General features: G+C 71.8%; 24 protein-coding genes. 7 read left to right on the top strand and 17 right to left on the bottom strand.

Going from position 1 to position 26,257, the window contains the following annotated elements:
- Positions 1–51: 51 nt before the first annotated feature.
- Positions 52–417, top strand: coding sequence for a hypothetical protein (locus tag BLS95_RS13505; protein ID WP_090931286.1), 366 nt, complete (start codon positions 52–54; stop codon positions 415–417).
- Positions 418–599: 182 nt separating this feature from the next.
- On the opposite strand, the gene BLS95_RS13500 is transcribed toward BLS95_RS13505, so the two are convergent.
- Both BLS95_RS13500 and BLS95_RS13495 read right to left on the bottom strand, forming a co-directional pair.
- Positions 600–1,037, bottom strand: a complete 438-nt coding sequence (locus BLS95_RS13500) for an ATP-binding protein (protein ID WP_090931285.1) — start codon at positions 1,035–1,037, stop codon at positions 600–602.
- A gap of 102 nt (positions 1,038–1,139) precedes the next feature.
- A complete protein-coding gene (locus tag BLS95_RS13495; RefSeq protein ID WP_090931284.1) occupies positions 1,140–1,685 on the bottom strand; it encodes a TetR/AcrR family transcriptional regulator in 546 nt (181 codons plus the stop codon).
- Between the two features lie 99 nt (positions 1,686–1,784).
- Here BLS95_RS13495 and BLS95_RS13490 point away from each other — a divergent pair, with 99 nt between their 5' ends.
- Entirely contained in the window at positions 1,785–3,356 is a 1,572-nt protein-coding gene (locus BLS95_RS13490; RefSeq protein WP_245765024.1) for an MDR family MFS transporter, read from the top strand.
- A 167-nt stretch (positions 3,357–3,523) separates the two neighbouring features.
- Positions 3,524–4,474, top strand: a complete 951-nt coding sequence (locus BLS95_RS13485; protein WP_090931282.1) for a GNAT family N-acetyltransferase — start codon at positions 3,524–3,526, stop codon at positions 4,472–4,474.
- 68 nt (positions 4,475–4,542) lie between these two features.
- On the opposite strand, the gene BLS95_RS13480 is transcribed toward BLS95_RS13485, so the two are convergent.
- The 5 genes from BLS95_RS13480 to BLS95_RS13460 all read right to left on the bottom strand — a co-directional run bounded on the left by BLS95_RS13480 (position 4,543) and on the right by BLS95_RS13460 (position 9,972).
- On the bottom strand, positions 4,543–5,853 hold the full coding sequence (locus tag BLS95_RS13480) for an AAA family ATPase (protein ID WP_090931452.1): 1,311 nt from the start codon (positions 5,851–5,853) through the stop codon (positions 4,543–4,545).
- On the bottom strand, positions 5,850–7,277 hold the full coding sequence (locus tag BLS95_RS13475) for a hypothetical protein (RefSeq protein WP_090931281.1): 1,428 nt from the start codon (positions 7,275–7,277) through the stop codon (positions 5,850–5,852). The genes BLS95_RS13480 and BLS95_RS13475 overlap by 4 nt, the downstream gene beginning before the upstream one ends.
- Entirely contained in the window at positions 7,274–8,383 is a 1,110-nt protein-coding gene (locus BLS95_RS13470; protein WP_090931280.1) for a hypothetical protein, read from the bottom strand. Before BLS95_RS13470 ends, BLS95_RS13475 begins: the two co-directional genes overlap by 4 nt.
- Before the next feature lie 40 nt (positions 8,384–8,423).
- On the bottom strand, positions 8,424–9,206 hold the full coding sequence (locus tag BLS95_RS13465) for a serine/threonine-protein kinase (protein ID WP_090931279.1): 783 nt from the start codon (positions 9,204–9,206) through the stop codon (positions 8,424–8,426).
- Positions 9,207–9,294: 88 nt separating this feature from the next.
- Positions 9,295–9,972 (bottom strand): class I SAM-dependent methyltransferase, encoded by a 678-nt coding sequence (locus BLS95_RS13460; RefSeq protein ID WP_090931278.1) that lies wholly within the window; start codon positions 9,970–9,972, stop codon positions 9,295–9,297.
- Positions 9,973–10,137: 165 nt separating this feature from the next.
- Between BLS95_RS13460 and BLS95_RS57790 the strand changes: the two genes are divergently transcribed.
- Together BLS95_RS57790 and BLS95_RS57785 are read left to right on the top strand one after the other, a co-directional pair.
- Positions 10,138–10,593 carry a hypothetical protein gene (locus BLS95_RS57790; RefSeq protein WP_090931277.1) on the top strand — a complete coding sequence of 152 codons (456 nt, stop codon included), beginning with the start codon at positions 10,138–10,140 and terminating at the stop codon, positions 10,591–10,593.
- Entirely contained in the window at positions 10,590–11,198 is a 609-nt protein-coding gene (locus tag BLS95_RS57785) for a TetR/AcrR family transcriptional regulator (protein ID WP_090931276.1), read from the top strand. The genes BLS95_RS57790 and BLS95_RS57785 overlap by 4 nt, the downstream gene beginning before the upstream one ends.
- Here BLS95_RS57785 and BLS95_RS13445 read toward each other — a convergent pair.
- From BLS95_RS13445 to BLS95_RS13435, 3 genes are read right to left on the bottom strand one after another with little or no spacing between them, the layout of a single operon-like run.
- On the bottom strand, positions 11,152–12,129 hold the full coding sequence (locus BLS95_RS13445) for a phosphotransferase family protein (RefSeq protein WP_090931275.1): 978 nt from the start codon (positions 12,127–12,129) through the stop codon (positions 11,152–11,154). The genes BLS95_RS57785 and BLS95_RS13445 overlap by 47 nt on opposite strands.
- A gap of 55 nt (positions 12,130–12,184) precedes the next feature.
- On the bottom strand, positions 12,185–13,375 hold the full coding sequence (locus BLS95_RS13440; protein ID WP_090931274.1) for an acyl-CoA dehydrogenase family protein: 1,191 nt from the start codon (positions 13,373–13,375) through the stop codon (positions 12,185–12,187).
- A 42-nt stretch (positions 13,376–13,417) separates the two neighbouring features.
- On the bottom strand, positions 13,418–14,200 hold the full coding sequence (locus BLS95_RS13435) for a CPBP family intramembrane glutamic endopeptidase (protein ID WP_090931273.1): 783 nt from the start codon (positions 14,198–14,200) through the stop codon (positions 13,418–13,420).
- Between the two features lie 81 nt (positions 14,201–14,281).
- Here BLS95_RS13435 and BLS95_RS13430 point away from each other — a divergent pair, with 81 nt between their 5' ends.
- The gene (locus tag BLS95_RS13430; protein ID WP_090931272.1) at positions 14,282–14,650 is read left to right on the top strand and encodes a DUF6285 domain-containing protein; all 369 of its coding nucleotides are present in this window, start codon (positions 14,282–14,284) and stop codon (positions 14,648–14,650) included.
- Positions 14,651–14,774: 124 nt separating this feature from the next.
- Here BLS95_RS13430 and mctP read toward each other — a convergent pair whose 3' ends face one another.
- Both mctP and BLS95_RS13420 read right to left on the bottom strand, forming a co-directional pair.
- The gene (gene mctP, locus BLS95_RS13425) at positions 14,775–16,385 is read right to left on the bottom strand and encodes a monocarboxylate uptake permease MctP (RefSeq protein ID WP_281249989.1); all 1,611 of its coding nucleotides are present in this window, start codon (positions 16,383–16,385) and stop codon (positions 14,775–14,777) included.
- Positions 16,382–16,591: a DUF3311 domain-containing protein gene (locus BLS95_RS13420; RefSeq protein ID WP_090931271.1), complete on the bottom strand. Its 210-nt coding sequence runs from the start codon at positions 16,589–16,591 to the stop codon at positions 16,382–16,384. The genes mctP and BLS95_RS13420 overlap by 4 nt, the downstream gene beginning before the upstream one ends.
- A 374-nt stretch (positions 16,592–16,965) precedes the next feature.
- Between BLS95_RS13420 and BLS95_RS13415 the strand changes: the two genes are divergently transcribed.
- Complete coding sequence (locus BLS95_RS13415; RefSeq protein ID WP_090931270.1) at positions 16,966–17,868, top strand: SDR family oxidoreductase; 903 nt, start codon at positions 16,966–16,968, stop codon at positions 17,866–17,868.
- Positions 17,869–17,897: 29 nt separating this feature from the next.
- Here the strand turns inward: BLS95_RS13415 and BLS95_RS13410 are convergent, their stop codons facing one another.
- The 5 genes from BLS95_RS13410 to BLS95_RS13390 form a co-directional block, all read right to left on the bottom strand.
- Positions 17,898–18,839 carry a helix-turn-helix transcriptional regulator gene (locus tag BLS95_RS13410; RefSeq protein WP_090931269.1) on the bottom strand — a complete coding sequence of 314 codons (942 nt, stop codon included), beginning with the start codon at positions 18,837–18,839 and terminating at the stop codon, positions 17,898–17,900.
- Entirely contained in the window at positions 18,821–20,383 is a 1,563-nt protein-coding gene (locus BLS95_RS13405) for a CocE/NonD family hydrolase (protein WP_090931268.1), read from the bottom strand. Before BLS95_RS13405 ends, BLS95_RS13410 begins: the two co-directional genes overlap by 19 nt.
- Before the next feature lie 222 nt (positions 20,384–20,605).
- On the bottom strand, positions 20,606–24,109 hold the full coding sequence (locus tag BLS95_RS13400) for a S8 family serine peptidase (RefSeq protein WP_090931267.1): 3,504 nt from the start codon (positions 24,107–24,109) through the stop codon (positions 20,606–20,608).
- Between the two features lie 143 nt (positions 24,110–24,252).
- Complete coding sequence (locus BLS95_RS13395; RefSeq protein ID WP_090931266.1) at positions 24,253–24,924, bottom strand: TetR/AcrR family transcriptional regulator; 672 nt, start codon at positions 24,922–24,924, stop codon at positions 24,253–24,255.
- A gap of 64 nt (positions 24,925–24,988) precedes the next feature.
- Positions 24,989–26,182, bottom strand: a complete 1,194-nt coding sequence (locus BLS95_RS13390; RefSeq protein WP_090931265.1) for a cytochrome P450 — start codon at positions 26,180–26,182, stop codon at positions 24,989–24,991.
- Positions 26,183–26,257 lie beyond the last annotated feature (75 nt).

Here is a 26,257-nt window from a genome sequence, read left to right as displayed (position 1 = left end):
ATTTTGCGAAATTTTTGCATGAAGCGCTGGTGGGCGGGCATTCTTCGCCAAATGGTGGCAGTGCTCGGCATGATCGGCTCCTTGACGGTGGTTCTGGTGCTCATTGTCCTGGCCGTGCTGGTCATCGCGGTGGTCGGCCTGGCGGTCCTCGTGGCGCTGGCCGGGTCGATGACGGACTGGCGGGCGTTGCGGCGGCGGCTGACCCGCGGACGGGCCCGTCTCCCGCTGAAACTCAGCGCGGACACGGCGCCCGCTCGGCTGCGGGCCGAGCTGAGCGGCGGCATCCCCCGGGTACGCCGCAGGCTCCGGCTCGGCGGCCTCCCTTCGGGGAGGCGCGGCAGCGGGGGAGAAGGCGCTGACGCGCGACGCCTGCGACCACACGGCCACCGCCCGGTGCGGCGCCGCATCGGGATCTGACCCGGATCGGCCCCGGGGTTCCGGCCCGACCGGGATCCCGGGGCCGACCGGAGCACGGAAGGAACATCAGAAGCGGCCGGAGCTCGTGGCTCGACGGAGGGTGCCGGCGCTGGACCGGGGTGAGGGGGCTTGCCGAGCGGGGACCTCGGCCCGGTGGCCGAGGTGTCGTCAGGGGTGGCGCGCTAGGCGGGCATGGTCATGAGATGCGGCCCGGCGGCGCCGGGTACGTAGCGGAGGCGTTTCTCCAGGCAGACCACCGCCCCCTTCTGCGCCCTGTTGGTGAAGCGGATGTCGTCGGCGAGCGCGCGCATGATCTGCAGCCCCCGTCCATGGTCGGCGTTCGGCTCCGGATCCACGATCTCGCGCGGATCGAAGCCGCCGCCGGCGTCGACCACCTTGATGATGCACATGTGGTCGAAGACGGCCGCGCTGACCCGGTAGCAGTCGCTCGGTTCCGCGTGTTTGATCACGTTGGAGCATGCCTCGGTGAGCATCAGCTCGATGTCGTCGCGGACCTGCTGCTCGACGCCGAGCGACCGCAGGGTGCCCTCCAGCATCTGCCTGACCAGCGGGACGCTCGCCGCGTCCCTGGGCAGCCGGAGCGCTATCGTGGTCTCCACTGCGTCTCCTCCCGTGTGGATACCCGTGGTTTCCCGAGTAGGTTTCCTCCCCTCGATCCGTTGTTCTAATCATCCCTTTTTGGGCTCCAGTGTCCGGAAAATTTACAACTCAAGCAGTCGCAGGGCCACCTCCAGGGAGGCCTTCTCGATCTCCTCGTCGCTGAACTCACCCTCGAGTGTCAGCCACTTGCCCGCGTGGAGCGCGAAGAAGGCCAGCGAGTGGATGATGCGCTCGGTGGCCGGCGCCCCCGGCGCGCACATCTCCGCCGACAGGCGGATCATCGCCTCGCGCATCTTGGCGAGCTTCGGATGGTTGCGCAGCGCCGTCTGGTTGCGCTCCAGGAACCGGGCCACCTGCAGATAGCGCGGCGTCGTGAACTGCTCCGCGTAGCGCCGCACCAGCTCGCGCCGCATCTCCGCGTTCTTCTCCTGGCTCCTGGCCCACTCCAGCAGCTTCTCCAGCTCGGCGACGCGGAGATCGACCAGGCTCGTGACGATGTCGTCCTTGGTCTTGAAGTGGTAATAGAGGGCGGCCTTCGTCACGCCGAGCTCCTCGGCGATCTCGCGCAGGGACGTCGCCTCGTAGCCCTGCTCAGTGAAGAGCCTCAGTGCGATCTCCTGGATCCGGGCTCGCGTGTCTTCCCGCACAATTGCACCTTTTCGACTTGACGGCCGACAAGTAAGTATTTACCTTATTCTATGCTTGCCGGTCGGCAAGTAAGCAAGAGCTCTACATGGGGGTGTGTGGTGGCGGAGGCCGTCGGGCGACGCCGGGAGGTCATGGTCGTCCTGCCAGGACTGCTGCTGGCGATGATGCTGGCCATGCTGGACAACATGGTCGTGGGCACGGCCATGCCGAAGATTCTGATCGAGTTCGGCGGCTTAGCGCACATGTCCTGGGTCGTGACGGCGTACGTGCTGGGCACGACCGTCTCCACCCCGATCTGGGGCAAGATCGGAGACCTGTACGGCCGCAAGAGCATCTTCATCACCTCGGTCGTCATCTTCCTGATCGGTTCGGCGCTCTGCGGCATGGCCGGCTCCTCGATGCTCGGTGGCCCGGACAACGGCATGGCCCAGCTCATCGCGTTCCGCGCGATCCAGGGGCTGGGCGCGGGCGGCCTGATCGTCAACGTCATGGCGATCATCGGCGACCTGGTGCCGCCCCGCGAGCGCGGCCAGTACACCGGCATCATGGCCGGTGTCATGTCGCTGGCGATGATCGCGGGCCCGCTGGTCGGCGGTTTCATCACCGACAACCTCGACTGGCGCTGGGCCTTCTACGTCAACCTGCCGATCGGCGCGGTCGCGCTCGTGCTGCTGGTGGTGAAGCTGCACCTGCCCAAGCTGCACAACAAGGTACGGATCGACTGGAAGGGCGCGGTGCTGCTGTCCATCAGCATCACCGGCATGGTGCTCATCACCACCTGGGGCGGCAACGAGTACGCCTGGGGCTCCTGGCAGATCCTCTCCCTGGCCGCGCTCTCGGTGGTCACGCTGGCGGCGTTCATCATGGTGGAGCGCAGGACGGAGGAGCCGATCCTGCCGCTGCAGCTCTTCCGCAACCGCAACTTCACCCTGATCTCGGTCATCGGCTTCCTGCTCGGCTTCGCCCTGTTCGGCGCGATCACCTTCCTGCCGGTGTTCCAGCAGATGGTGCAGGGCGCCACGGCCACCAACTCCGGCCTGCTGCTGCTGCCGATGATGGCCGCCTCCATGGTCGTGTCGTTGTTCGTGGGCAAGGCGATCACCAGCACCGGCAAGTACAAGATCTACCCGATCCTCGGCGGCGTCGGCATGGCCGCGGGCATGTGGCTGCTGTCCACCATGGACGTGTCCACGCCCGCCTGGCTGACCGGCGTGCACATCGCCGTACTGGGCCTCGGCATGGGCTTCCTCATGCAGACCACGCTGCTGATCGCCCAGAACAGCGTGGAGCAGAAGGACCTCGGCGTCGCCAGCAGCGCGAGCACGTTCTTCCGGTCGATCGGCGGCTCGTTCGGCGTGTCGCTGTTCGGCGCGATCTTCAACAACCGGTTCCTGTCGGAGCTGACCGCCAGGTTCGGCCCGGAGGCGGGGGAGAAGCTGTCCAAGGGCGGCGCCCAGATGGACCCGAAGCTGCTGGACAAGATGCCGCCGCCCATGCGTACCGGGCTGCTGGAGTCGCTGGCCACCTCCCTGACGGGGGTCTTCTGGTGGGCCATCCTGTTCGCGATCGTCGTGCCGGTGCTGGCGGCGTTCGTCAAGGAGATCCCGCTGCGCGGGGCCGCGCCGGTGGAGGCCGCCAAGCAGGAAGAGGTCACCCCGGCGGCAGGCTGAACGGCCGGTCGAGCGCGGTGAGCTGGAACAGGCCGCGCCGGTAGGGCGTCAACGCGACCACGTGCGGGACGGCGTTGACGCCCGAGGCCCGCCTTCCCGCTCAGAGCGGGGCCCGGTGCCGGAAAATGGGAGGCGCGCGGAACCTCGGTTTCTGGACAATCCTCCCTATGCACAGCATCAGAGCGCCGCGTGTGGAGGACGCCGCGGCCATCCACGAGCTCATCGCGATCCGTGACACGGCGGTGCTCGGTGCACCGGACATGACCCTGGAGGACGTCGCCGACGAACTGGTCGAGCCCGGCTTCGACCGCGACAAGGACGGCTGGCTGGCCCACGACGCGGGCGGCGGGCTCGACGGCTGGGCCTGGGCGTGCTCGAACGGTGACAGCGACCTGGTGGACGTGCAGGTGATCGTCCGGCCCGGGGTCGAGGGCCTGGCCGCGCGGCTGTGGCCGCGCGTGCTGCGGCGCGCCCGCGAGCAGGGCGCCGCGCGCGGCCACGCGCGGATCACCCTCCACCTCGGCGTCTACCGCGCCGACCAGGGCAAGCAGGCCGAGGCCAAGGAGCAGGGCTTCGAGCCGGGCACCAGCTTCCACCGCATGCGCATCGACCACCAGGGCGCCGAGGCCGGCCCCGCCGCGGTCACGGCCGAGCCGCCCGCGGGGCTCACCCTGCGTACCGGGGAGAGCGAGGACGTGCGGCGGGCCGCGCACCTCGTGCACCAGCGGGCCTTCACCGAGCACTTCGGCTTCGTGCCGGTCGGCTACGACGTGTGGTACGAGCGCCGCCAGGCGTCGAGCGCCACCGACTGGAGCCAGCTCACCCTGGCCTACCTCGACGGCCACCCGGCGGCCCTGTTGATCGGCAACAACCAGTTCGTCCCGGACCAGGACTGCGGCTACGTGGACACGCTGGCGGTGCTGCCGGACTACCGGGGCAGGGGCCTCGGCCGGTTCCTGCTCCGCCACGCCTTCGCCGCCGACGCCGCCCGGGGCCGCGAGGGGACCATCCTCCACGTGGACTCCAACAACACGACCCCGGCGCTGGGGCTGTACGAGTCGGCGGGGATGCGCGCGGTCATGGCCATCGACGTCTGGCGCCGCGACCTGCCCGTCTGACCCCTGCCCGTTTTGACCCTGCCCGTCTGACCCGGCCCGCACCCGGACGCGGTGGGGTGCCGGTGGGGTCAGACGCGGTGGCGGGACAGGTGGTCCAGGACCGACTGGTTCGCCTCCCAGCCGTCCGGGAACTTCACCGGCACCCCCAGCTGCACCGGCTCGGCCGACGGGTGGGCGTCGAGCAGCTCGGCGATGCCCGCCCTGGCCACCACCACGCAGGCGTGCCGGTGCCGGGACGTCAGCACGCACAGCCGGCCCGACTCCAGGTGGAAGGCCGTGGCGTCGCGCCGGCCCGACAGCGGGTGCAGCACGATCGTCACGTCGTACTCGCGGCCCTGCAGCCGGTTGGCGGTGTCCACGGTGATCTCGGCGGGCAGCCCGGCGGCGCGGATGGCGGCCACCTGGTCGCGGTGGGCGGCCCCGACGGCGATGCGGTCGGCCGTCACCGGCCGCTCGCCCTGCTCCGAGCTCGCCACCGCGCCGCGCTGCAACAACCGTGCCGCCAGCAGCGCCACCGCCTGCACGGCCTCCCCGTCCGTGCGCACGGTGTGCCGGTTCGGCAGCTCCAGCAGTGCCCACCCCGACCGGGCGGCCTCCTCCAGCGCCCGGTCGTGCACGGTCCCCATGCCGCCCGTGGCCAGCTCCAGCCGCCGGTCCCCGTCGGAGGTGCCCGCCCGGAACCCGGTGAACGGATAGAACGCCCGCGACACCACGGGCGCGGCCGACGCCGGCAGCCGCCACGACACCGGCAGCCGGTGCACCGGCAGGTCCGGGTTGTGCCGCAGCAGCACCGAGACCGCGCTCTGCAGCGGATCCCACGACAAGCCCGACCAGCGGTCCCCGTCCACGATCGAGAACGGGTCGAGCTGCCCGGGATCGCCCACGAACAGCGCCCGCTCGAACGACCCCGCGATCCGCAGCAGCTTGTCCGAGCGCATCTGGTACGCCTCGTCCACGATCGCCCACGGCCACACCCGGTCCCCGATCCAGGCCCACTTGTCGGCGGTGGCGATGACGATGTCCGGGTCGCCCAGGTCCTGGATCCTGGTCCCGAACCGGACACCGGGCAGCTCCAGCATGCGCGGCGGCGGCACGTAGCCACCGGCCGACAGCCGTCCCACGCTCAGGTGCGGGTGCTTGCCGGAGATCCGGGTCACCAGGTCGTCGACCTGCTCGTTGGTCTGGGCGACGATCATCAGCGGCTCGCCCGTGGCCGCGATGTGCGCGGCGGCGCGTACCACCAGGGTGGACTTGCCCGCGCCCGGCGGCGAGTCCACCACCACGCCCCGGTGGCGGGGCAGGTCGGCCAGGACGTCGCTGATGACCTGTTCCGGCCGGAGGTCCTGCTCCGGACCGGCGCTCGCGGCGGGCGGGTTCACGACCACTCCTCCTGGGCGTCCTCGTCGTCGGGCACGTAGTCCTGCGGCGGCCCGCCGTGCGTCCACGGCGTGGCCTCGGCCTCGGGGAGCTGGGGCGAGCCCTGGAAGTCGTCGGTCAGCGAGGTGTAGCAGACCCGCTCGCCCACCTCCGGCACGGCGCCGGGAGCCGCCGTCCGGCCCCGGCCCATACCCTTGGTGATCTTCACGGTGACGAGTCCCTCGCCGGCCGACACGAGCTCGGCGCCCTGGGCCCGGCGTTGCGGGGTGCCCAGGGTGGCGCCGGGCGGCAGGCGTACCGGGTCGTCGGTCTTGATCACCACCAGCGGGCGGAGCTTGCGCGAGCGGCCCTCGCCCTCGGTGTTGTCCGGGTCGGTCTCGACCACCTCGCCCGCGAACGCCTCGCCGGTCAGCCGGTATTCGGCCATCACGAGGGGGTCGTCGTAGGCGCGCTGGACGTCGTAGGCGGCCTGGGCGCGCTCCATGCGGGCGAGCCTGGCCGCGGCGGCGACGGCGCCGTCACGCCGGGCCTGCGGCGGCGCGCCCTCGGCCAGGTGCGTCGCCATGCCGCTGAAGGACCCCCGGTCCTGCTCCCACCGCTGCGCCGCGCTCGCGCCCTCGGGCAGCCCGGCCAGCAGGTCGATGGCCTGCCACATGAGCCGCCAGGTGGGTTCGAGCTGCGTGCGCAGCGCCTCGGCGACGCGCTCGGGCTTCCCGCTCTCGATCGCCGGCGCCAGCACCTCCGCGTCGAACCCGGGATCGGTCGCGGGCCCGGCGGGCGGCCAGACGAGAGGGTCCTCGGCCTCCTCGCTCGGCCCGGTGGTGATCCAGGCGAGCAGCGCCGCCAGGTTGGCGTCCTCCAGCCCGCTCTGCCCGCTCGCCCAGTGCCGGCCCAGCTCCTCGGTCGCGGCCAGCATCAGCGCCGACCCCGGGTACGCCGCCCGCTCCCCGAAATAGGTCAGCCACCGCCCCAGTACCGGCACCGACTCCGGCACCGGGTAGGGCCCGTCGGGCCGGCGGAAGCGCGTCGAGCGGCCGAGCAACCGGGTGAAGGCCACGCCACCCTGGTTCGGCACGATGAGCTGCGGCGCGTCCATGGCCCGCTCGTAGGGGTCGGCGTTCCTGCGCTCCACCGTCTCGGTGTCGGCGAGGAACCCCTCGATGTAGGGCAGCAGCACTCCGGCCAGCTCGGCGGCCCAGGCGAAGCGCAGGTCCCGGTTGCGGGGCTGGGTCACCACCAGCAGCCGGGGCCGCTCGCGCTCGGTGCCGAGCATGGCGGCCAGCGGCGCGGCGGCCTCGCCCGACAGCTTGAGCGGCACGAACACCATCGGCCGCGCCGACAGATGGCAGTGCCGGACGGTCGCCACGGGCTGCGCGATGCCCTCCTCCAGGGCCCGCAGCCGGGCCAGCGAGGTCAGCAGGCTCACGTGAGGCACTCCCTGCGCAGGCGCTCGGCGTTGCGGAGCAGCCGGGCGATCTCCTCCTGACCCACGGCGGGGTCCCGGGTGCCGTCGGCCAGGCCGAGCGCCTCGGCCACCGAGGCCACCCCGCCGAGCTCGTCGCGCACCTGGCGGCCCAGCAGGTCGCAGGCGCCCTCCTGGCGGGCCTCGTCCCGGCAGAAGAAGCACAGGTCGCAGGTGGACAGGCAGTCGGGCGCGTACCGGGCCGTGGCCCCGCGCAGCGCGTCGGCCAGCTCGGCGACCGGCCTGGTGGGCCGCCCGTCCTCGTCCGGCCGCAGGTCGAACGTGACGTCCTCGGGCAGTGCCGCCAGCAGCCGGTCGAGCGAGGTCATGCGGGTGAGCTGGCGGCGCAGCACGGCGAGCTGCCTGCGTACGTCGACGAGGGTCGCGACGGGGCGGTTGGCGAAGTTCTCCGGGCAGACCAGAACCACGTCGTGCGAGACCTGCAGCGGGTCGTGGCCCAGCTCCTCCAGCAGCGTGCGCAGCGCCAGCACGTAGACGGCCGCCTGCCGCGCCGCCGCCGCCACCGCCGCCGGGTCGGCCTGGCCGTCGATCACCGCGAACGACTTGATCTCCACGATGTGGAACCGGCCGCCGAGCTGGAACGCCACCACGTCCGGCTCCAGGTAGGCGGTGTGCCCGGCGATCTCCAGGGTGAGCAGCGGGTGGTCGTAGAGGGTGCCCGCGTCCTGGCCGCCGGTCGCCGCGCGGTCGATGAGCGCCCTGGTGTGGGCGTGGCGCAGGTGGGCGCCGACGTTCTCCACGTCGTGGTAGGCGACCTCGGCGACCGGCAGGCCCAGCGCCTCGCGCAGCATCCGCAGCAGCTCCGCGCACCCGTCGGCCTTGACCAGCGCCTCGAACACGTTGCCGCGGGTGATCGCGAACGGCGACTGCCCGAACGGCGCGGGGAACCCCAGGTGCCGGGCGGCGGCGTCCTTGTCCACGCCGGCGCCGTCCATGAGCGCGCGGCGGCTGCACCCGGGGTTGGCGGCCAGGGCCGCGATGGCGCGGGCGTCGTGCGGGCGCGGCGGGGTCGTGCCCCGCAACGCGTCGAGACGGTGCTGCGTGCTCATGGCCTCACCCCGTGGGGCGGGCCTTCCCGCTTCCAGCCGCTCACTTGGCATTCTCCTTCTTGATCGTCATCAGCGTAGCGGCGCCGAACAGCCGGGCGGTGTCACCGAGCTGCGCCGTCGCGCGTTCCGCCAGCTCGGCGCGGTCCCGCGTGTCGCGCTCGGCGTGCACCCGCAGCTCGGCGCGGGCCGCCGCGGCCACCTGGCCGGGGACCGGCGGGCCGAACGTGCCGTCGGTGGCGCCGGGGATGTTCCTGGCCATCCTGACCAGTAATCGGGCCGCCCGCCCGTCGCCCGCCCCGTGCTCCTCCCCGTGTTCCGCCACCGCGATGGCGCAGGTCAGGAAGTCGACGCGGGGGCTGAGCGGGCCGACCACGCGCCGCTCCAGCGGCCAGGTGCTGAGGGTGAGCAGGCCGCGGGCGGCGGACAGGCGGTCGGTGAGGGCGGCGCACAGATAGTACGGCCGGCCGTGCGGCGATGACCGGAACGAGCGCTCCTCGTCCCGGCGCAGGCTGGTGAGCTGGGCGCTGCGGATCGTGCCGCCGAAGAACGCGTCGCTGACGGCCACGATCAGCCTCGGCTGCGCGGCCGCCCCCAGCAGCCGCAGCCCCTGGTGCACCTGCTCGCGTACGGTGACCAGTCGTGGCGGCTCCGCCTTGACCTCCGGCTGCTCGCCGCTCACGAGGGCGTCCCAGGCGCGTTCGGCGGAGCGCAGCTCGGCCCGCAGCGTGCGGGCGGTGGCCGGGTCCCGGTGCCGCATGGCCTTGCGCACCCCGGCCCGCAGCTCGTCGATCCGCCGCTCAAGATCGTCCAGCCGGTCACTCATGGCGCGAGCGTACCAACAGTCCCAGCATTTTCCAGTAATTTCGCGCCATCGAGGCGAACACGTGATCTACGACGTAAAGCCGCCCGGGTCAGATGGTCGTGGCCACCACCCAGGTGCGGTCCTCGGTCAGGAACCGGTCCAGCCGCAGCCCCTCGGCCGTCAGATCGGCCGCCAGCTCGTCGTCCGTGAGCCGCTTGGACGCGAACGACTGCGTCCACACCGTGTCCTCGCCGTGGCCGTAGCGCATGGTCGCGTGAAAGATCCCCGGCGAGACCTGCTCCACCGCCGCCATCGTGATTGTGACGTCGCCGTCCTCGCGTCCCATCCCCACGTGCCACCGGTCGTGCGCCTCGGGGGGCATCCACTGGATCAGGACCGAGCCCCCGGACTTGACGTGCCGCGCGCACGACCCGAGCAGCTCGCGCCTGGACCGGTCGTCCACGGTGTTCACCAGCTGCGAGGCCAGCATGACGGTGTCGAAGCGCCGGTCGAGCCGCAGGCTCTCGACCCGCCCCAGCACCGTTTCCACGCCGCGGACGCGGGCCAGCATCTCGGCCGACTCGTCCACGGCCACCACCTCGAACCCGCGCTCGACGAGCGCGTGCGTCACTCGGCCGACGCCCGCGCCCAGCTCGAGGACGGACCCGCCGGGCGGGGTCACCTGGGCGACGAGGTCCGGCTCGGCGCCCGGCCGGAGCAGGCTGTAGAAGTCGACTGAGGAGCCGTCAGGAGTGATGGGCCCAGGGCCTGTGCCAACGTTACTCATGATCCGAACATATCCCCCGAATCTACGCGATGCCCGACCCAAATCCGCCGAATGCCCGAAAGGTGCGAGCCGGCCCCCCGATACGGCGCGTGATCAATGCGGACGAACCCACCACCTCCCCGGTACGGTGCGTAACCGCCGGGCAAGGCGGGGACGAAGACCGCTGTGACCCCCGAGATCCGCCGCCTGATGGGCACCTTCACCGGCCTGGCCGCCCTCGTCCCCGTCTACTACCTGACAGAAGCCGCCGCCAAGGCCCTGCGTACGAGCCACGCCACGTTCGGCCCCGCACCGGCGGCCCTGGGCTACCTGGCGGCGGTGGCCGTCATCGTCGCCCTGCTGACCGCCTGGCCCCCGGCCGCGCTCGCCTGCGGACTGCCGCTGGCCGCCGCCGGAGCCCTGTTCGCCATGGACCTGGACGCCGCGCTCGGCCTGGCGGGCACCCTGCCCTGGGCGCGCGCGGGCGGCCTGCCGTGGGCGCAGCCCGGCGCGCCGTGGGCCGAGCTCGGGGAGCCGCCGGGCACCCTGGCGGGAACGAGCGGACTCTACGCCCTCATCGGCGCGCTGCTGGTGCTCTCGGCGCTGCTGCCCGCCCGGTTGCGATCTATCCTGAGCGGGTGAGCGGACGGGACCCGGATCGGCGCAGGGCGCTGCTCGACGCGGCCGACCGGGTCATCCAGAGCGGCGGCCCCGAGGTGTCGATGGCGGCCATCGCCGCCGAGGCGGGCATCACCAAGCCCATCCTCTACCGCCACTTCGGCGACAAGAGCGGCCTCTACCAGGCACTGGCCGACCGCCACGTGCACACGGTCATCGCCCAGCTCCGGCCCAAGATCGCCGAAGCGGAGGCCGACCTGCGGGCCAGGGCCAGGGCGGCCATCGGCGTCTACCTCGACCTGGTCTCGGCCAACGTCAACCTCTACCGGTTCCTGGTCCACCGGGCCAGCGCCGAGGACAGCAGGATCCGCTCCCACATGACCTCGCTGGTGCGCGGCCTGGGCGAGGAGCTCGGCGGCGTGCTGGCGACCGAGCGCGCGGTGCCCGACCCGGTGCGGGCGCAGGTGCTCGGGCACGCGTTCGTCGGCATGGTGCAGACGACCGGCGACTGGTGGCTGGACCATCCGGAGGTGGACCGCGCCCAGGTGGTGGAGGGCCTGGTGGACGTGATCGCCGCCGCCCTCAGCCCCCGGGACGCGGGCGGCCGCCCGGCGCCGGCATCATCCTGAGCAGGTCCCACTCGTTCTCGCACACCCGGCGCCCGATCGCCGCCAGCTCCACCGAGCGGGCGCCGCCGCGCAGGTGCCGCATGGTCTGCATGACGCAGATGATCCCCCACTTGAGCACCCCGAACGTCTCCCACCACCGCAACGCCTCCCGGTCCACCGGCTGCCCGCCGGCCTCCTCGTAGGCGCCGATCAGCTCCTCGTACTCCCCGAACCCGCCCACCGGCAGCGGCGAGCCGAACCGCCACGCCTTCACGCACAGCCACCCGAGGTCCTCCAAGGGATCGCCGAGGTGGGCCAGCTCCCAGTCGAGCACCGCCCGGATGCCCTCGGGCCCGACGATCAGGTTGCCGTTGCGGAAGTCGCCGTGCACCACCGTGCGCCGTGTCCCGGGCGGCCGGTTGGCGGCCAGCCGCCGCAGCGCCAGCTCGAACACCGGGTGCGGCTCGCCGAGCCGGTCGAGCACGTCCCGCCAGCGCCGCAGCGGATCAGCGCCGTCGTCCGTGGGGCTCCCGGTGGGCAGGCACGAGGGCGGCATGCGGTGAATCGCCGCCAGCGCCCGCCCGCACTGCCCGGCCAGCCGGGGCCTGGCCGCCGCGTAGGCGTCGTCGCGCAGGATCTTGCGCGGGATCGTCTCGCCCGCGACGCGCTCCATGAGGATGTACGACTCCCCGCCGGCGACGACCCGCGGCACCGGCACCCCCGCGTCGGCCGCGGCCCGCATCAGCGCCGTCTCGGCGGCCGGCCCGGCGCCCGTCTCCAGGGCCGCGCCGGGGGAGTCGAGCCGCAGTACCAGCTCGTGCCGCCGGCCGCCGGAGGTGACGACGTCGAGCGCCCACATCTCCCGCGAGGCCCCGCCGGGCAACCGGACGCGGGCGACGACCTCGGCCCCGGCCCCGAACACCTCACGGACGACCGCACGCGCGTCCGTCATCGCGGACCGGCCTCCCCGAGGGTCGTCGCGGGCCCGCCCGCTCGCCGGCCGCCCGTCATCGCAGGCCGAACTCCCAGTTGCCGCCAGCCGCGTACTCGCCCAGGATCCGCCGCCCCACCGAGTCGATGTGCACCTCGTCCGGCCCGTCGTAGATCCGGCCCGCCCGCGCGTGCCGGTACATCCGCTCCAGCGGGGTGTCCGGGGTGAGCCCGGCGGCCCCGTACACCTGGATGGCCCGGTCGATCACGTTGTGCAGCATGCGCGCGCCCACCACCTTGATCGCGCCGATCTCCACCCGGGCCTGAGAGCCCGCGTCCACGGCCTCGGCCGCGTTGAGCGTGAGCAGCCGGGCGGCCTGGATCTCGGCGTAGGAGTCGAACACGTGCTGCCGCATGAGCTGCTTCCCGGCCAGCGGCTCGCCGAACGCCCGGCGCTCGTGGAGCCGGCGGCACATCAGGTCGAAGGCCCGCTGTGCCTGCCCCAGCCAGCGCATGCAGTGGAAGATCCGCCCCGGGCCGAGCCGCTTCTGCGCGATGACGAACCCCTGGCCGCGCGTGCCCAGCAGGTTCGTGGCGGGCACGCGTACGTCCTCGTAGCGGACCTCGCAGTGCGCCCCGTCGAGCCCCAGCACGGGCGTCTCGCGCACGATCCGGTAGCCCGGCGTGTCCGTCGGCACGAGGATCATGGAGAAGGCCAGATGAGGCGGCGCGTCCTGCTCGGTCCGGCACATCACGGTCGTGTACGCCGCCCGCGACGCCCCCGTCGTGAACCACTTGTGCCCGTTGATCACCCATTCGTCCCCGTCGAGCACGGCGGCCGTCCGGATCTGGGTGGGGTCGCTGCTCGACACCGACGGCTCGGTCATGGCGAAGCTCGGCGCGATGTCGCCCCGCACCAGCGGCTCCAGGTAGCGCTCCCGCTGCCCGGCCGAGGCGTGCTCGTGCAGCATGAGCGAGTCCTGCAACGTGTACGTGCCCAGCGCCAACTGCCCGAACTCGCTGCGCCCCTGCACCTCGTTGACATAGACGTAGTCGAGGAACGGCAGCCCGCCGCCGCCGAGCTCCCGCGGGTGCCCGAGCGCCCACAGCCCTTCCTTCCTGGCCTCGGCGCGCAGCTCGTCCAGCACCGCCGCGGCCTCGGTCCCGCCCGCGTGCAGCACCGGCTCGGCGGGCTCCACCCGCTCCGTCATGAACGCGTGCACGGCATCACGGATCGGACGGACGTTGTCGGGCACGGCGAAGCTCATACAGCGATCTCACCCCCGGACCCGTCGCGGGGTCAACAGGGCTCAGGGCAGCCAGCTCACCTTGCCGCGCAGGAAGGCGTACCCGACGAAGGCCACGGCGTCGATGAGCGTGTGCGCCACCACGAGCGGCATCGCCCGCCCCCACCGCTGGTACATCCGCCCGAACACCAGCCCCATCACCACGTTCCCGATGAACCCCCCGAAGCCCTGATACAGGTGGTACGACCCCCGCAGCAGCGACGACACCACCAGGGCCCGCCACGGTCCCCACCCGGCCTGCCCCAGCCGGTGCAGCAGGTATCCGGCGACCACCACCTCCTCCAGCACCCCGTTCTGCGCCGCGGCGAGCAGCAGCACCGGCACCTGCCACCACACCTCCGGCAGCGCGCCGGGCACGACCGTCAGGTTCACCCCGAACGCCCACACCGCGAGGTAGAAGGCCAGCCCCGAGCCGCCGATCGCGGCCGCGAGCGCCGCCCCGCGCAGCAGGTCGCGCCCCGGCTGCCGGAAGTCCGTGCCGATGGTCCGCAGCGACTCGCCCGAGCGCACCATCAGGTAGGCCACCAGCCCCACCGGCGCCACCGCGATCGCGATCTGGACGAGCTGCAGGGTCAGGTCCAGCCAGGGCCGACCCGGCGCCATCGACCCGACGAGCACGGCCTGCTGGTTCTTCAGCTCCTGGGGGGCCGTGAGCGCGCCGATCAGCCGTACGAACGCCACCAGCGCGCTGGCGCCGAGCGAGACCGACAGCACGACGACGACCTCGGCCCGGATGAGCCGGGGCCCGAGCATCGGGACCGGGGCGGAGGGAGAGTCTGTCCGCATGGCCGCAGACTAGCCGGTCCATGATCGGACCCGCATAAAGCCCTCTTTGGGGAGGAGCGCGCCATCTGCTAGGCAGGTCCCATGACAGGACCGGACGCACCATCCGAGGCGGGCCCGCACGACGTGCCCACGGCGGCGCAGCTCGTGGCCGCCGTCCGCGACTTCCTCCAGTCCGACGTGCTGCCCGCGGTCGAGGGCCGGGTACGTTTCCACACCCGCGTGGCGATCAACGTGCTGGGGATGGTGGAACGCGAGATCGAGCTCGGGCCCGCCCACGCCGCCGAGCACGCCGCCCGGCTGGCCGAGCTGGGCGTGTCCGGCGACGCCGAGCTGGCCGCTGCCATCCGCGCGGGCCGGATCGAGGACGGCCACGCCCTCACCGAAGCGCTGGAGCGGACCGTGCGGGCCAAACTGGAGGTCGCCAACCCCCGCTACCTGACGGAGGACTGAGCCCCGCCCTGGAGTGCCCGTCCGGGCCTGGAGCCCCTGAGCGGGCCTGGAGTTCGTACCCGAACCTGGAGTCCCCGTCCGGGCCGGACCCAGGCCCGGACGGGGATGGCTCAGGGGAAGCCGGTCAGTGCGAGCCGGCCAGGTCCAGGTCCTTGACGTCGGGGTCGCCCTCGTCCGCGAAGTAGTCGCTACGCCGGGTCTCGTCCTTGCCGTCGGCCACCTTGGCCGCCCGGAAGGCCAGAGTGGCGAGCACCGCCACCACCAGGTTGACGGCCAGCGCCAGGAACCCGGCGTAGATCGTCATGGTGGTGTCGAAGCCCAGGTTCTGCAGGCCGAAGGCCGAGCCGCCGAAGTGCGCCTTGCCGCTGGCCGGGTTCGGGATCAGGTAGAGCATCCACATGCCGGCCGCGAGCCCGGCCGCCCAGCCCGCCAGCAGGCCGCCCTTGTGGAACCAGCGCGTGTACAGCCCCAGCGCCACCGCCGGGAGCGTCTGCAGCATGATCACACCGCCGATGAGCTGCAGGTCGATCGAGAACTGCGGGTCGAGCAGCAGGATGCACAGCACCGCGCCCACCTTGACCACCAGCGACACCAGCTTGGAGACGTTGGCCTCCTGGGCGTCGGTGGCGTCCTTGTTCAGGTATTCGCGGTAGATGTTGCGGGTGAACAGGTTCGCCGCCGCGATCGACATGATGGCCGCAGGGACCAGCGCGCCGATGCCGATCGCCGCGTAGGCGACGCCGGTGAACCAGTCGGGGAACATCTGGTCGAACAGCATCGGCACGATGGTGTTGCTGTCCGGCTTGCCGTTGGCGTTCATGACCGGCTTGGTGCCCGCCGCGATGGCCATGAAGCCGAGCAGCGCGATCAGGCCGAGCAGGAAGCTGTAGGCGGGCAGCGCCGACATGTTCCGCTTGATGACGTTGCGGTTCTTGGAGGCGAGCACGCCGGTGAGGCTGTGCGGGTAGAGGAAGAGCGCCAGCGCCGAGCCGAACGCCAGCGTGATGTACTGCAGCTGGTTGCCGGCGTTGAGGAGGTGGCCGTCGCCCGCCGCGGGCGTGGCCTCGAACTTGGCCTTGGCCGCGTCGAAGATCGAGTCCCAGCCGCCGAGCTGGGCCGGGATGTAGATGACCGCCGCCAGGATCACGATGTAGATGAGCGTGTCCTTCACGAACGCGATCAGCGCGGGCGCGCGCAGCCCCGACTGGTAGGTGTAGGCCGCCAGGATCGCGAACGCGATGATGATCGGCAGGTGCCCGGTGATGCCCATCGCCTTCAGCACCGCCTCGATGCCGACGAGCTGCAGCGCGATGTACGGCATGGTCGCCACGAGCCCGGTGATGGCGATGGCCAGCGCCAGCGTCGGCGACCCGAACCGGGCCCGGACGAAGTCGGCCGGCGTGACGAACCCGTGCACGTGGGACACCGACCACATCCGTGCCAGCACCAGGAACACCAGCGGATAGACCACCACGGTGTACGGCAGCGCGTAGAACCCCAGCGCCCCCGAGCTGAAGACCAGCGCGGGCACCGCCACGAACGTGTAGGCCGTGTAGAGGTCGCCGCCGACCAGGAACCAGGTGATCCACGAGCCGAAACTGCGCCCGCCGAGCCCCCATTCGTTCAGGCTGGCCAGATCGGTCGGGCGCCGCCATCGCGCGGCCACGAACCCCATGCCGCTGACCAGCAGGAACAGCACGATGAAGACGACCAGCTCGGTCGTGTGCTGGCTCACCTGGTCATCCTGTAGACGAGCGTCGTGGTGCCGACGCCCACCAGGATGAAGGCGAGCTGCAGCCAGTAGAAGAGCGGGAAGCCCAGCAGGCGGGGCTCATCGGCGTTGAACAGGAACGTGCACAGCGGCAGCACGATCGGCAGGACCAGCAGCCAGTTCCATGGGCTGCGGTCGGTCCGCGGCTGCCCGGGTTCCCCGGTAGTCATCGACCCTCCGATGAATGGATCAGGAGCCGGAATTCGACCGGTCCCTGACAGCTAGTCAATGGAGGGAGATTAGCTTTCCCGAGATATTAAACCCAACGTCCAACATATTACGGTTTGGCCTAAATGTTGGGACGCCTGCCCGGCATCCGAGACGCTTCCGGCCGAGGTCAGAAGGCCCCCGACGCTGGCACTTTAATCACGGGAACGCCGCGATCGTGATTGCCGATCGCCGAATGGTCGGTAACACGCGCCGAGCGGTCACCCGGCGCGCCCGGGTTCGCCGTGTCTCGCCGCGGTCCGGCGGGTGCCATCCTCCGTACAGCTTGAAAAAAACATGACATGAGGTGTCCTCTTTTCGGGAGACGATCGGTCGCATGATTGCTTTGGTGGCGGGCGCGACCCGCGGAACGGGACGGGGCATAGCGGTCGCACTGGGAGCGGCCGGCGCGACGGTCTACTGCACCGGCAGGAGCACCCGCGAGCGGCGCTCCGAGATGAACCGGCCGGAGACCATCGAGGAGACGGCCGAGCTGGTGACGGCGGCCGGGGGCACGGGCATCGCCGTCCCGACCGACCACCTCGACTCCGGCCAGGTCGAGGCGCTGGCCCGGCGCGTCAGGAGCGAGCAGGGCCGGCTCGACGTGCTGGTGAACGACATCTGGGGCGGCGAACACCTGTGGGAGTGGGACACCCCGGTCTGGAAACACGACATGGACAAGGGCTTCAGGCTGCTCAGGCTGGCCATCGACACCCACATCATCACCAGCCACCACCTGCTGCCGCTGCTCATCGAGCACGAGGGCGGGCTGGTCGTGGAGGTCACCGACGGCACCTGGGCCTACAACGAGACCCACTACCGCGAGAACGTCTACTACGACCTGGCCAAGATGGCGGTGAACCGGCTGGGCTTCGCCTGGTCGAACGAGCTGCGCCCGTACGGCGGCACGGGACTGGCGATCACCCCCGGTTTCCTGCGCTCGGAGGCCATGCTGGAGAACTTCGGGGTCACCGAGGACAACTGGAAGGAGGCCAAGATGAGCCCCGAGCACGGCAGGGCCTGGATGGTCTCCGAGACCCCCGCCTACATCGGCCGCGGGGTGGCCGCCATCGCCGCCGACCCGGACAGGCAGCGCTGGTCGGGCCGGTCGGTGGAGAGCGGTGACGTGGCCGAGGCGTACGGGCTCACGGACGTGGACGGCAGCCGTCCGCAGGTGTGGCGCTTCATCCGCGAGGTCCTGGAGGCAGGCGGGGACGCCGGCCCGGAGGCCTACCGGTAGTCGGCCATGGAACGGGTGACCATCGGTGGTCACTCGTAGAGAGCGGACATGCGGGCGGCGGCCTCGGCGACCATCGCCCGCAGTTCCGGCGGGTCGAGCACCTCGGCCTCCGGTCCGAACCGCAGCACCTGCGAGTAGGCCACCTCCAGCGACTCGACCGCCAGCCGTACGGTGCCGTCCGGTCGCGCCGAGGCCAGCGCGTCGTCGAGGGCCGCCGGGTCGGCGACGTGCCGCAACATCTGCAGCCCGCGCTCGCTGAGCCGCAACGTGACCACGTCACGGAGCAGCGAGCGCGAGAACTCCGCCGACTGCCCGGCCCAGAACGCGGCCAGGTCGAAGCCCGGGTCGCGGTCGAACGACTCGGGCAGGACGGAGATCTCGCCGAACCGGTGCACCCGGAAGATCAGGAACCGGGTGCCGAGCCGGGCCGCCAGATACCAGGCGCCCGCCTTGAGCACCAGCCCGTACGGCTCCAGCGTGCGCCGCCTGTCGCGGTAGAGCGCCGAGACGCGCTGGTCGTTCCAGACGGCCCTGGCCAGCGGCGCCAGCGCGGCCGGCGGCGGATCGTCGGGCACGAACCAGCCCGGCGCGTCCAGGTGGAAGCGTTGCGCGGCGACCTCGGGGGCGTCCCGCAGCGCGGGGGAGAGGGCGGCGGCGGCCTTCAGCCGGGCCGTGGCCGCGACCTCCTCCAGCCCCATCTCCCGCAGCGCCGCCGGCACCCCCGACAAGAACAGCGCCTCAGCCTCGGCCCGGCCGAGCCCGGTCAGCCGGGTGCGGTAGCCGTCGAGCAGCCGGTAACCGCCGCCCCGGCCCCGGTCGGCGTAGACGGGCACGCCCGCCTCCGACAGCGCGAGCACGTCGCGGTGCACCGTGCGCTCGGAGACCTCCAGCTCCTCGGCCAGCTCCGCCGCCGTCATCCCGCCCCGGCCCTGCAGCAGCAGGACCAGCGACATCAGCCGCGAGGCGCGCACAGCGGCAGCACCACGGCGGAGGGCAGGTCGGGGGAGTGGAAGACCTCGACGTCGGCGGGCACCATCGCGCCGGCCGCGCCCAGCGGGTCACCGGTGCCGTGGTTACGGGCGATCGTCGGGTACGCCCCGGCCGCCACGTGCACCCTGATCCGGTGGTCGCGCCGGAACCGGTGCGCGATCGGCCACAGATCCACCCCGACCCGGCGCACGTCGTCCCCCATGAACCCGTTGCCCTCGTCACCGGGACGCAGCCGCCGCACGCCCTCGCACACGTTGTACGACCGCCCGTTCGGGTGCACGTCGCACACCCGGACCACCACGTCCACGTACGGGGTGCTGGAACGCACGAACAGCTCGGCGTGTACCGGGCCGATCATCTCCACGTCCGACTCCAGCGTGGCCGAGCTGTAGACCAGCACGTCGCGGCGCTGCTCCAGGCGCCGCTGGTCGCGCGGCCGGGAGTCGCCGAGCAGCACGGGACCGCCGAGCACCGGCGTCGGATGGTCGGGGTGGTAGCGGAAGCGGTCCGGCCCGGCCTCCCGCGGCGCCTCCGGCCCGAGCCCGAACCCGTGCTGCAGGTGCCAGCGCTGCCGCCGCATGCCCGGCACCGGCCAGTCGGGGTAGTCGCGCCACTTCCCACCACCTGTCACGTACAGCCGAACGGGATCCGGCCGTAGCCGGGAGTAGTCGCCCAGCAGGTGGGCGCGGAACCAGGCGATCGCCTCGGCCAGCGCCGGCCGCCCGTGCCGGGTGTCCACGTGGTACCAGGGCCCGATCGTCAGGTACGGCCGCCGCCCCGCCGCCCGCTGCGCCGCGTAGTCCTTGAGCTGCCACGGCAGGAACACGTCGTACCAGCCGCCCAGCATGGTCACCGCGGCGTCCACCTCGCCCACCATCGGCGAGAAGTCGCGCTTGTCCCAGTAAGGAACGGCCGGGTCGGTGTGGTGGGTGAGCAGGTCCTGAAAGAAGGGCAGCGGGTGTCCCGCCGAGACCAGGTCCAGCTCGGCCACCGGGCGGCCGGACAGGACCGCCTTGCGGGTGAGCCGGGGCGCGGTGAACGCCGCGGTCCCGCCGACGAAGCGGCGGGACATGACGTCGGTGAGCGTGGTCCAGCTCAGCGCCGACTCCAGTGCGAACGCGCCGCCCACGTAGGCCGCGTCCCTGAACTGCGAGGCGGTGACCTGCGTGGCCATGGCCCTCAGCTCCGGCCCGGCGTAGGGCGCGACGGCCCACTGCGTGTAGCCGAGGTAGGAGGGGCCGAACATCGCGAACGAGCCGCCGTACCAGGGCTGGTCGCGCATCCAGGCGATGGTGGCCAGGCCGTCGTCGTGCTCGTCGCCGAGCGGATCGAGCAGCCCGCCCGAGCCGAAGCTGCCACGGCAGCTCTGGATCAGCACATGGAAGCCCTGCCGGGCGAAGGTACGGCCGTGAACCCAGCCGAGCAGGCCGCGCCGGCCGTACGGGGAGCGCATGAGGATGACCGGGGCCCGCCCTCCGCCGGCCGGAGCGTAATGGTCGGCCAGCAGCGTCACGCCATCGGGCATGGGCACGGGAATATCACGCTGGAGCCGCACACGTCTCATGTACTTACCAGTAACATACGGCTCCCGGTGAGCGGTAGCCCGGGGGCACCCCAAAAAGCCATCGGCCGAGCCCGGACGGCGATGTCGCTCACCTGGCCGTTCACGGGGAACTGGGCTGTGGCGCCGGTCAGCGTGCCCCGCGTCGGGATGCCCGCCCCGCAGCGGCGGGGCGGGCACCGGTCACTACGGGGTCGCCCGGTCCGGGCGCTCCGAGATGCGTACCGCGTTCACGATCGTCGCGCCCTGCCGGGTGGCGAAGCGCACGTTGAGCTGCCCGTCACTCACGCTGACCGTGTACTGCCTGCTCACGGCCGTGTAGGTGCCCGCCTCCAGGGCCAGGTCGAGCGCCGGGATGGCCAGCTGCCCCTCGACCAGCACGTCGAAGACGCGCTTGCCCATCTGCGTGCTCTTGATGTCGGCGAAGTCCAGCTCGACCGTGTACGTCCCGGCCGGCACGTTGTCGAACCGGTATTCGAGCATGCCCTCCCTGGCCGTCCTGAACAGGGTCTGGTCCTCGGTGCCGCGGATCGTCTTCGACGTGCTCACCGTCTTGTTCTGGTTGGCCACGTAGCCGTACCCGCCGGTCGTGTACTTGCGGTCCGGCGTCCAGGTGTCACCGGCGACGTCGGTCACGTTCTTGGTCGCGCCGACGTCGATGGCCACCTGGTGCTTGGGCACCACGACCGTCACCTTGATCTCGATGGTGGGCTGCCGGCCGCTGGCCGACTTGATGAGCAGCGTGCCCGCGCGCGCCGTGCCGGGAGCGACGCCGGCGCTGGAGACCGTCGCCGTCAGCGTCACCCCCTGCCCCTTGGCCAGTTCACCCGACGTCGGGGTCACGGAGAACCACGGATCCGCGGTCACCGTGTAGGGCGTGGGCGAGCCCAGGTTCGTCAGCCGCAGCGTCCTGGTGCGGGTCGCGTTGGCCGGCATCACCACGGTCAGCTCCGCGACCGAGGCGCTCACCTGGCCCGTGACCAGCGCCGTGTCCAGGCGCGTCACCGTGGTGGGCGCGACCGTGACGGCCTGGCTGAACGTGCCGTAGTGCTCCTTGGACACCTCGACGTCGTAGTCGCCCGCCAGCAACTGTCCGTAGAACGTGCCGTCCGTGCCGGTGGTGAACGTGGCCACGTCGCCCACCTTCACCGTCGCCCCGGCCAGCGGCCGGCCGTCGTTGGCGTCGCTGACCACGCCGGTCACCAGGCCGTGCCGGCTGGCCGTGAACGCCAGGCTCTGCCCGGTGGACAGCACCGCCTCCTCGTAGGAGTAGAGCAGCGCGTCGTTGCCGGCCGCGTTCTCGACGCCGATCGTGGCGCTGGTGCCCCGGTCGCGCTCGGTCTCGATGTCCTTGTACCGGAAGCTGACCGAACCGTCCTCGCCCAGCAGCGCCGCGAACGACACCCGCTGGTCGGTGGTGTTGTAGAACAGGACGTTCCGCCACTCGACGACGTACGTGCGGTGCGGCGCGGTGCCCGTAACCCCGGTGTAGATCCCGGCCTGGGCGTCCACGATCAGGTCGTCCCAGTACGGGTAGACCGCGTTGTTGGGGGTGCCGGTGGTCGGGAGCCGGCCGTTGCTGGCGGTGACGACCCGGTCGTTGGCGAAGGAGACGAAGCCGTTGGTGGCGATCCACGCCCGGCTGAGCCCCGTGCCGTAGAACGGGATCGGGAACGGCAGCGTCACCTGCTGGGCCTCGTCGTCGCCGGTCAGGGCCAGCTTCTGGGTGCCGGCCACGTACGCCTGCGTGCCGCTGCGGCAGGTGTAGCCGAAGTTGTCGCCGCGCAGCGGCAGTTCGATGTCCTTGGTCACGTCACCGGCGACCGTGACGTCCGCCGTGGCGCCGCTGGAGCAGCGCGAGGAGGGCGTCACCCGCAGGTCGTAGGAGCCGTTCGGCAGCGTCAGGCTGTAGCGGCCGGCGGCGTCGGTGACCGCCCGCTCCGGCGTGCCGACCGCCTCGACCGTCGCGCCGGGCTCAGGCGTGCCGGCCGTGCTGACCGTGCCCGTGACCACGCCGGTCGGCTGCCTGGTCATGGTCAGGTCGGAGGTCGTGGACTGCTCGGCGGTGATCGTGGCGGTCGCGGTGGCGTCGCCGTAGCCGAACTTCCCGGCGGTGACCTGGTACTCGCCGGGCAGCAGGCGCGGGACTGCGTACGTGCCGTCCGCGCCGGTCGTCACGGTGCGGCTCAGCGGGCCCGACACCGTGACCGTGGCCCCGGCCAGCGGCGCGCCGTCCGCGGTGACCGTGCCGGCCAGGTCGCCCAGGCCCTCGTGGGGGGCCGCCTGGACGGCGGCGTAGGTGTCGAGCCTGCCCTCGCCCCAGATGTTGTTGTCGGCCGCGGTGCCGCCGCAGCTCGTGTCGTTGACGTCGATGGCGGTGCTGTCCAGCAGCGGCCGGGTGGCCTCCACGTCGTTCTGCAAGCCGGGCGAGCCCGACCAGATCAGCGCGACCGTGGCTGCCACGTGCGGCGAGGCCATCGACGTGCCGGTGTAGCTGTCGTAGGAGTTGGTGGGGACGGAGGACCGCACGTTGACGGCGGGGGCGGCGATGTTCGGCTTGATCTCGCCGTTCTCGCCCTCGCCCTTGCTGGAGCGGTTGTAGAGCACGTTGTTGACGTCGAAGCCGCCGGCGCTGTAGCTGACCACGTACTGGCCGGGGGAGCCGCTGGTGCGGCAGGACGGGCCCTCGTTGCCGTTGGCGAATGCCGGGAAGATCCCGGCCGCGACCCACGCCTCGACGATCTGCTTGTACCACGGGTCGAACCCGGCGCCGCCCCACGAGTTGTTGACGATGTCCGGCGCCAGGTCGGGCCGCGGGTTGTGGCCGTTCAGGTCGGTGGGCGCGAGCATCCACTGGCCGGACGCCAGCAGGGAGGCGTCGGTGCAGGTGTTGAGCTCGCAGCCCTTGGCGGCGATCCACCGGACGCCCGGGGCGACGCCGATGCCGTTCGCGCCGGCCATCGTGCCCATGGTGTGCGTGCCGTGCCCGTTGTTGTCACACGGCGCGGGCGACGGGCAGACGCCGGCCGGGTCGAACCAGTTGTAGTCGTGGGTGAACGAGCCGTCCTGGTTCCGGCCCCGGTAGTTCATGACCAGGTCGGGATGGTCGAACTGGGCGCCGCTGTCGATGTGCCCGATCACGATGCCCTCGCCGCGGTTGCCCAGCTCGTCCCACACGCGCGGGGCGCCCACGCGGTCGATGTTCCATTCGACCGCTTCGTCCTTGACGCGAACCCGGGGCTCGGCCCGCCCCGGCACGGGCTTGGGCAGCGAGACGGTGCGGACCGGCTCGATCCGCTCCACGTCGGGCAGCTTGGCGATCTCGCCCGCCAGCTTTTCGTCGGCGGTCACCTGGACCGCGTTGACGATCCAGAACGGGGTGTAGTCCGCCTTGCGCGCGTCGAGCAGCGCACGCAGGTCCTGCTGGGAATTGTCGGCTCGCTCGGTCTTGGCCTCGAAGACCTGCTCGGCCTTCGCGTCCTTGGTGACGGCCCGGCGGGCGCCGCTCAGGTCGGCCTGGCCCTTCATCCGGACCCAGAAGGTGGCCTTGTCGCTCTGCGTGAGCTGCGACTGGACGGTCGCGTCGATCTTGCCGGGATCTGGCTCCGCGTACGCGGCCTGCGGGACCAGCAGGCCGGCTAAAGCCACGATTCCGGCCAGAATCGCGCGCCAGTGAGGGGTGTTCGGCACGTACTCTCCTTGACGACATGTAAAGAGGTGATCTTTACGCCTCTGTCGAGAAGAGTGAAGAGATCTTGTGAGTAAAGCAAGAGGTGACGCGAAACGTTACGTAGCCGTCGGAAATGTAATCTGGTCAGCCTAAATGCCGACTTTTACCGGTAACCGACCTGTGTCAGAATGCGCAGGAAATACGCTCTGATCTCGCCGGCGTCCGCGTCGTCGGGACGGGTGCCCACGTGGGCGAGCACGGCGGCGGTCAGGATCTCCTGGGCCACGTCCACGTCGGCCTCCGGCGGCAGCCGCCTGAGATCGCGCGCCCGGCACAGCGTCTCGCGCACCAGCGCCGCGCGCCGCCCGCCGCTGACGGTCCGGTAAGCCCCGATCAGCTCGGGATAGTCGTCGACGGAGCCGTAGATCCGGCGCAGCAGCCGGCGGTTGCGCGGCACCGCCAGGTAGGCCGACATGTCTCCGATCAGGTGATCTACGTCGCGCCAGCCGGTGAGGGCGGGGTCGCGGTCGTGGTTGGCCCACTCCAGGGCCCGCACCAGCAGCTCGGTCTTCCCGGCGAACCTGCGGTAGACCGTCGCCCTGGTCACGCCCGCCCGCCTGGCGACCTGCTCGATGCTGGTCTGCGCGGCGCCCACCTCGATGAGCAGGTCGAGAGCGGCGGTCAGGATGGCGAGGTCCGCCTCCTGACTACGCGGCCGCCCGGCCGGGCGGGACGCGGGCCCAGCGGAGGCGGACGCAGCGGAGGCGGACGCAGCGGAGGCGGGTCCGGACGAGGCGGGCCCCGACGAGGCGGGCACAGGGCCGGTCGTGTTCATGCGGGTCGGGTCACCCCCGGGTCGTGCGGGCCGTCCCGCAGGAGTCTATTGATCCGCGGCCGGTCTACGGCGTGTCCCAGGTGACGGGCAGGCGGTGCACGCCGTAGATGGGCATGTCGGTGCGCAGCGGCACCTCGCCGGGCTCGACCGCCAGCCGCAGCGAAGGGAACCTGGCGAACAGCGCGGGAAAGGCCGCCCGCATCTCCACCCGGGCGAGCTGCTGCCCGAGGCACTGGTGCACGCCGTGGCCGAAGCCCAGGTGGCCGCCGCCCTCCCGGAGTACGTCGAGGGTGTCGGGGTCGGGGAAGCGGCCGGGGTCGCGGTTGGCGGCAGGGAGCGAGACGGTGACCGTCTGCCCGGCCTCGACCAGCTCGCCGCCCACCTCGACGTCCTCCAGCGCGGTCCGTACGAGGAAGGGGATGATGCCGAGGAAGCGCAGCAGCTCCTCCACCACCCGCTCGATCCGCTCCGGCTCGGCGCGCACCACGGCGAGCTGCTCCGGGTGGGTCAGCAGCGCGAACGTGCCCAGCGCCAGCTGGTTGGCCGTGGTGTCGAGCCCGGCGCCCAGCAGCATGAACCCGATGTTGGCCAGCTCCTCCTCGGTCAGGTCGCTCCTGGTCAGGCCGCTCAGCAGGTCGTCGGTGGGCTCGGCCCGCTTGGCCCGGGCCAGCTCCTTCATGTGCTCCTGCATGCCCAGGAAGGCGGCCATCACCTCCTCGGGCGAGTTGCCCGGCCGCATGAGCACGTCGGCCTCGGCCAGGAAGCGCTCGCGGTCGTCGCCGGGCACGCCGAGCAGCTCGCAGATCACCAGGGCCGGGATCGGCGCCGTGAACGACTCCACCAGGTCCACGGGCGGTCCCTGCCGCTCCATGGCGTCCAGGTAGGCGCCGGTGATCTCTTCGATGCGGTCGCCGAGCAGCCGCATCCGGCGCACGGTGAACTCCCCGGTGAGCAGGTGGCGGTAGCGGGTGTGCGCGGGCGGGTCCATCGACAGGAAGATCCCGGGCGGCGCGGGCTGGGCCGGCCGCGGCTGCCCGGCCGGCATGTGGTGGAGCTCGGACCGGGCGCTGAACCGCCGGTCGGCCAGCACCTCCCGCGCCAGGGCATGGCTGGTCACCAGCCAGCCCCGGTGGCCGTCGGGGTAGGCCAGCGGGGCGATGGGCCGGCTCGCGCGCAGTCCGGCCAGCTCGGCGGGCGGATCGAACGGGGTGGGGCGCAGGGTGGGCAGTGGGGTGGGCAACGGGACCGCCTCGGTCATCTCGGGTCTCCTCTCGACCGGCGGCCATAACAATACAGTGCAGCTCTGTATCGAAACAGTGGGGGGTGGGTGGAT

Origin of the sequence: Nonomuraea jiangxiensis (assembly GCF_900099965.1) — a bacterium.
Taxonomy (GTDB): Bacteria; Actinomycetota; Actinomycetes; order Streptosporangiales; family Streptosporangiaceae; genus Nonomuraea; species Nonomuraea jiangxiensis.
This window is presented reverse-complemented; position numbering and strand designations above follow the sequence as displayed.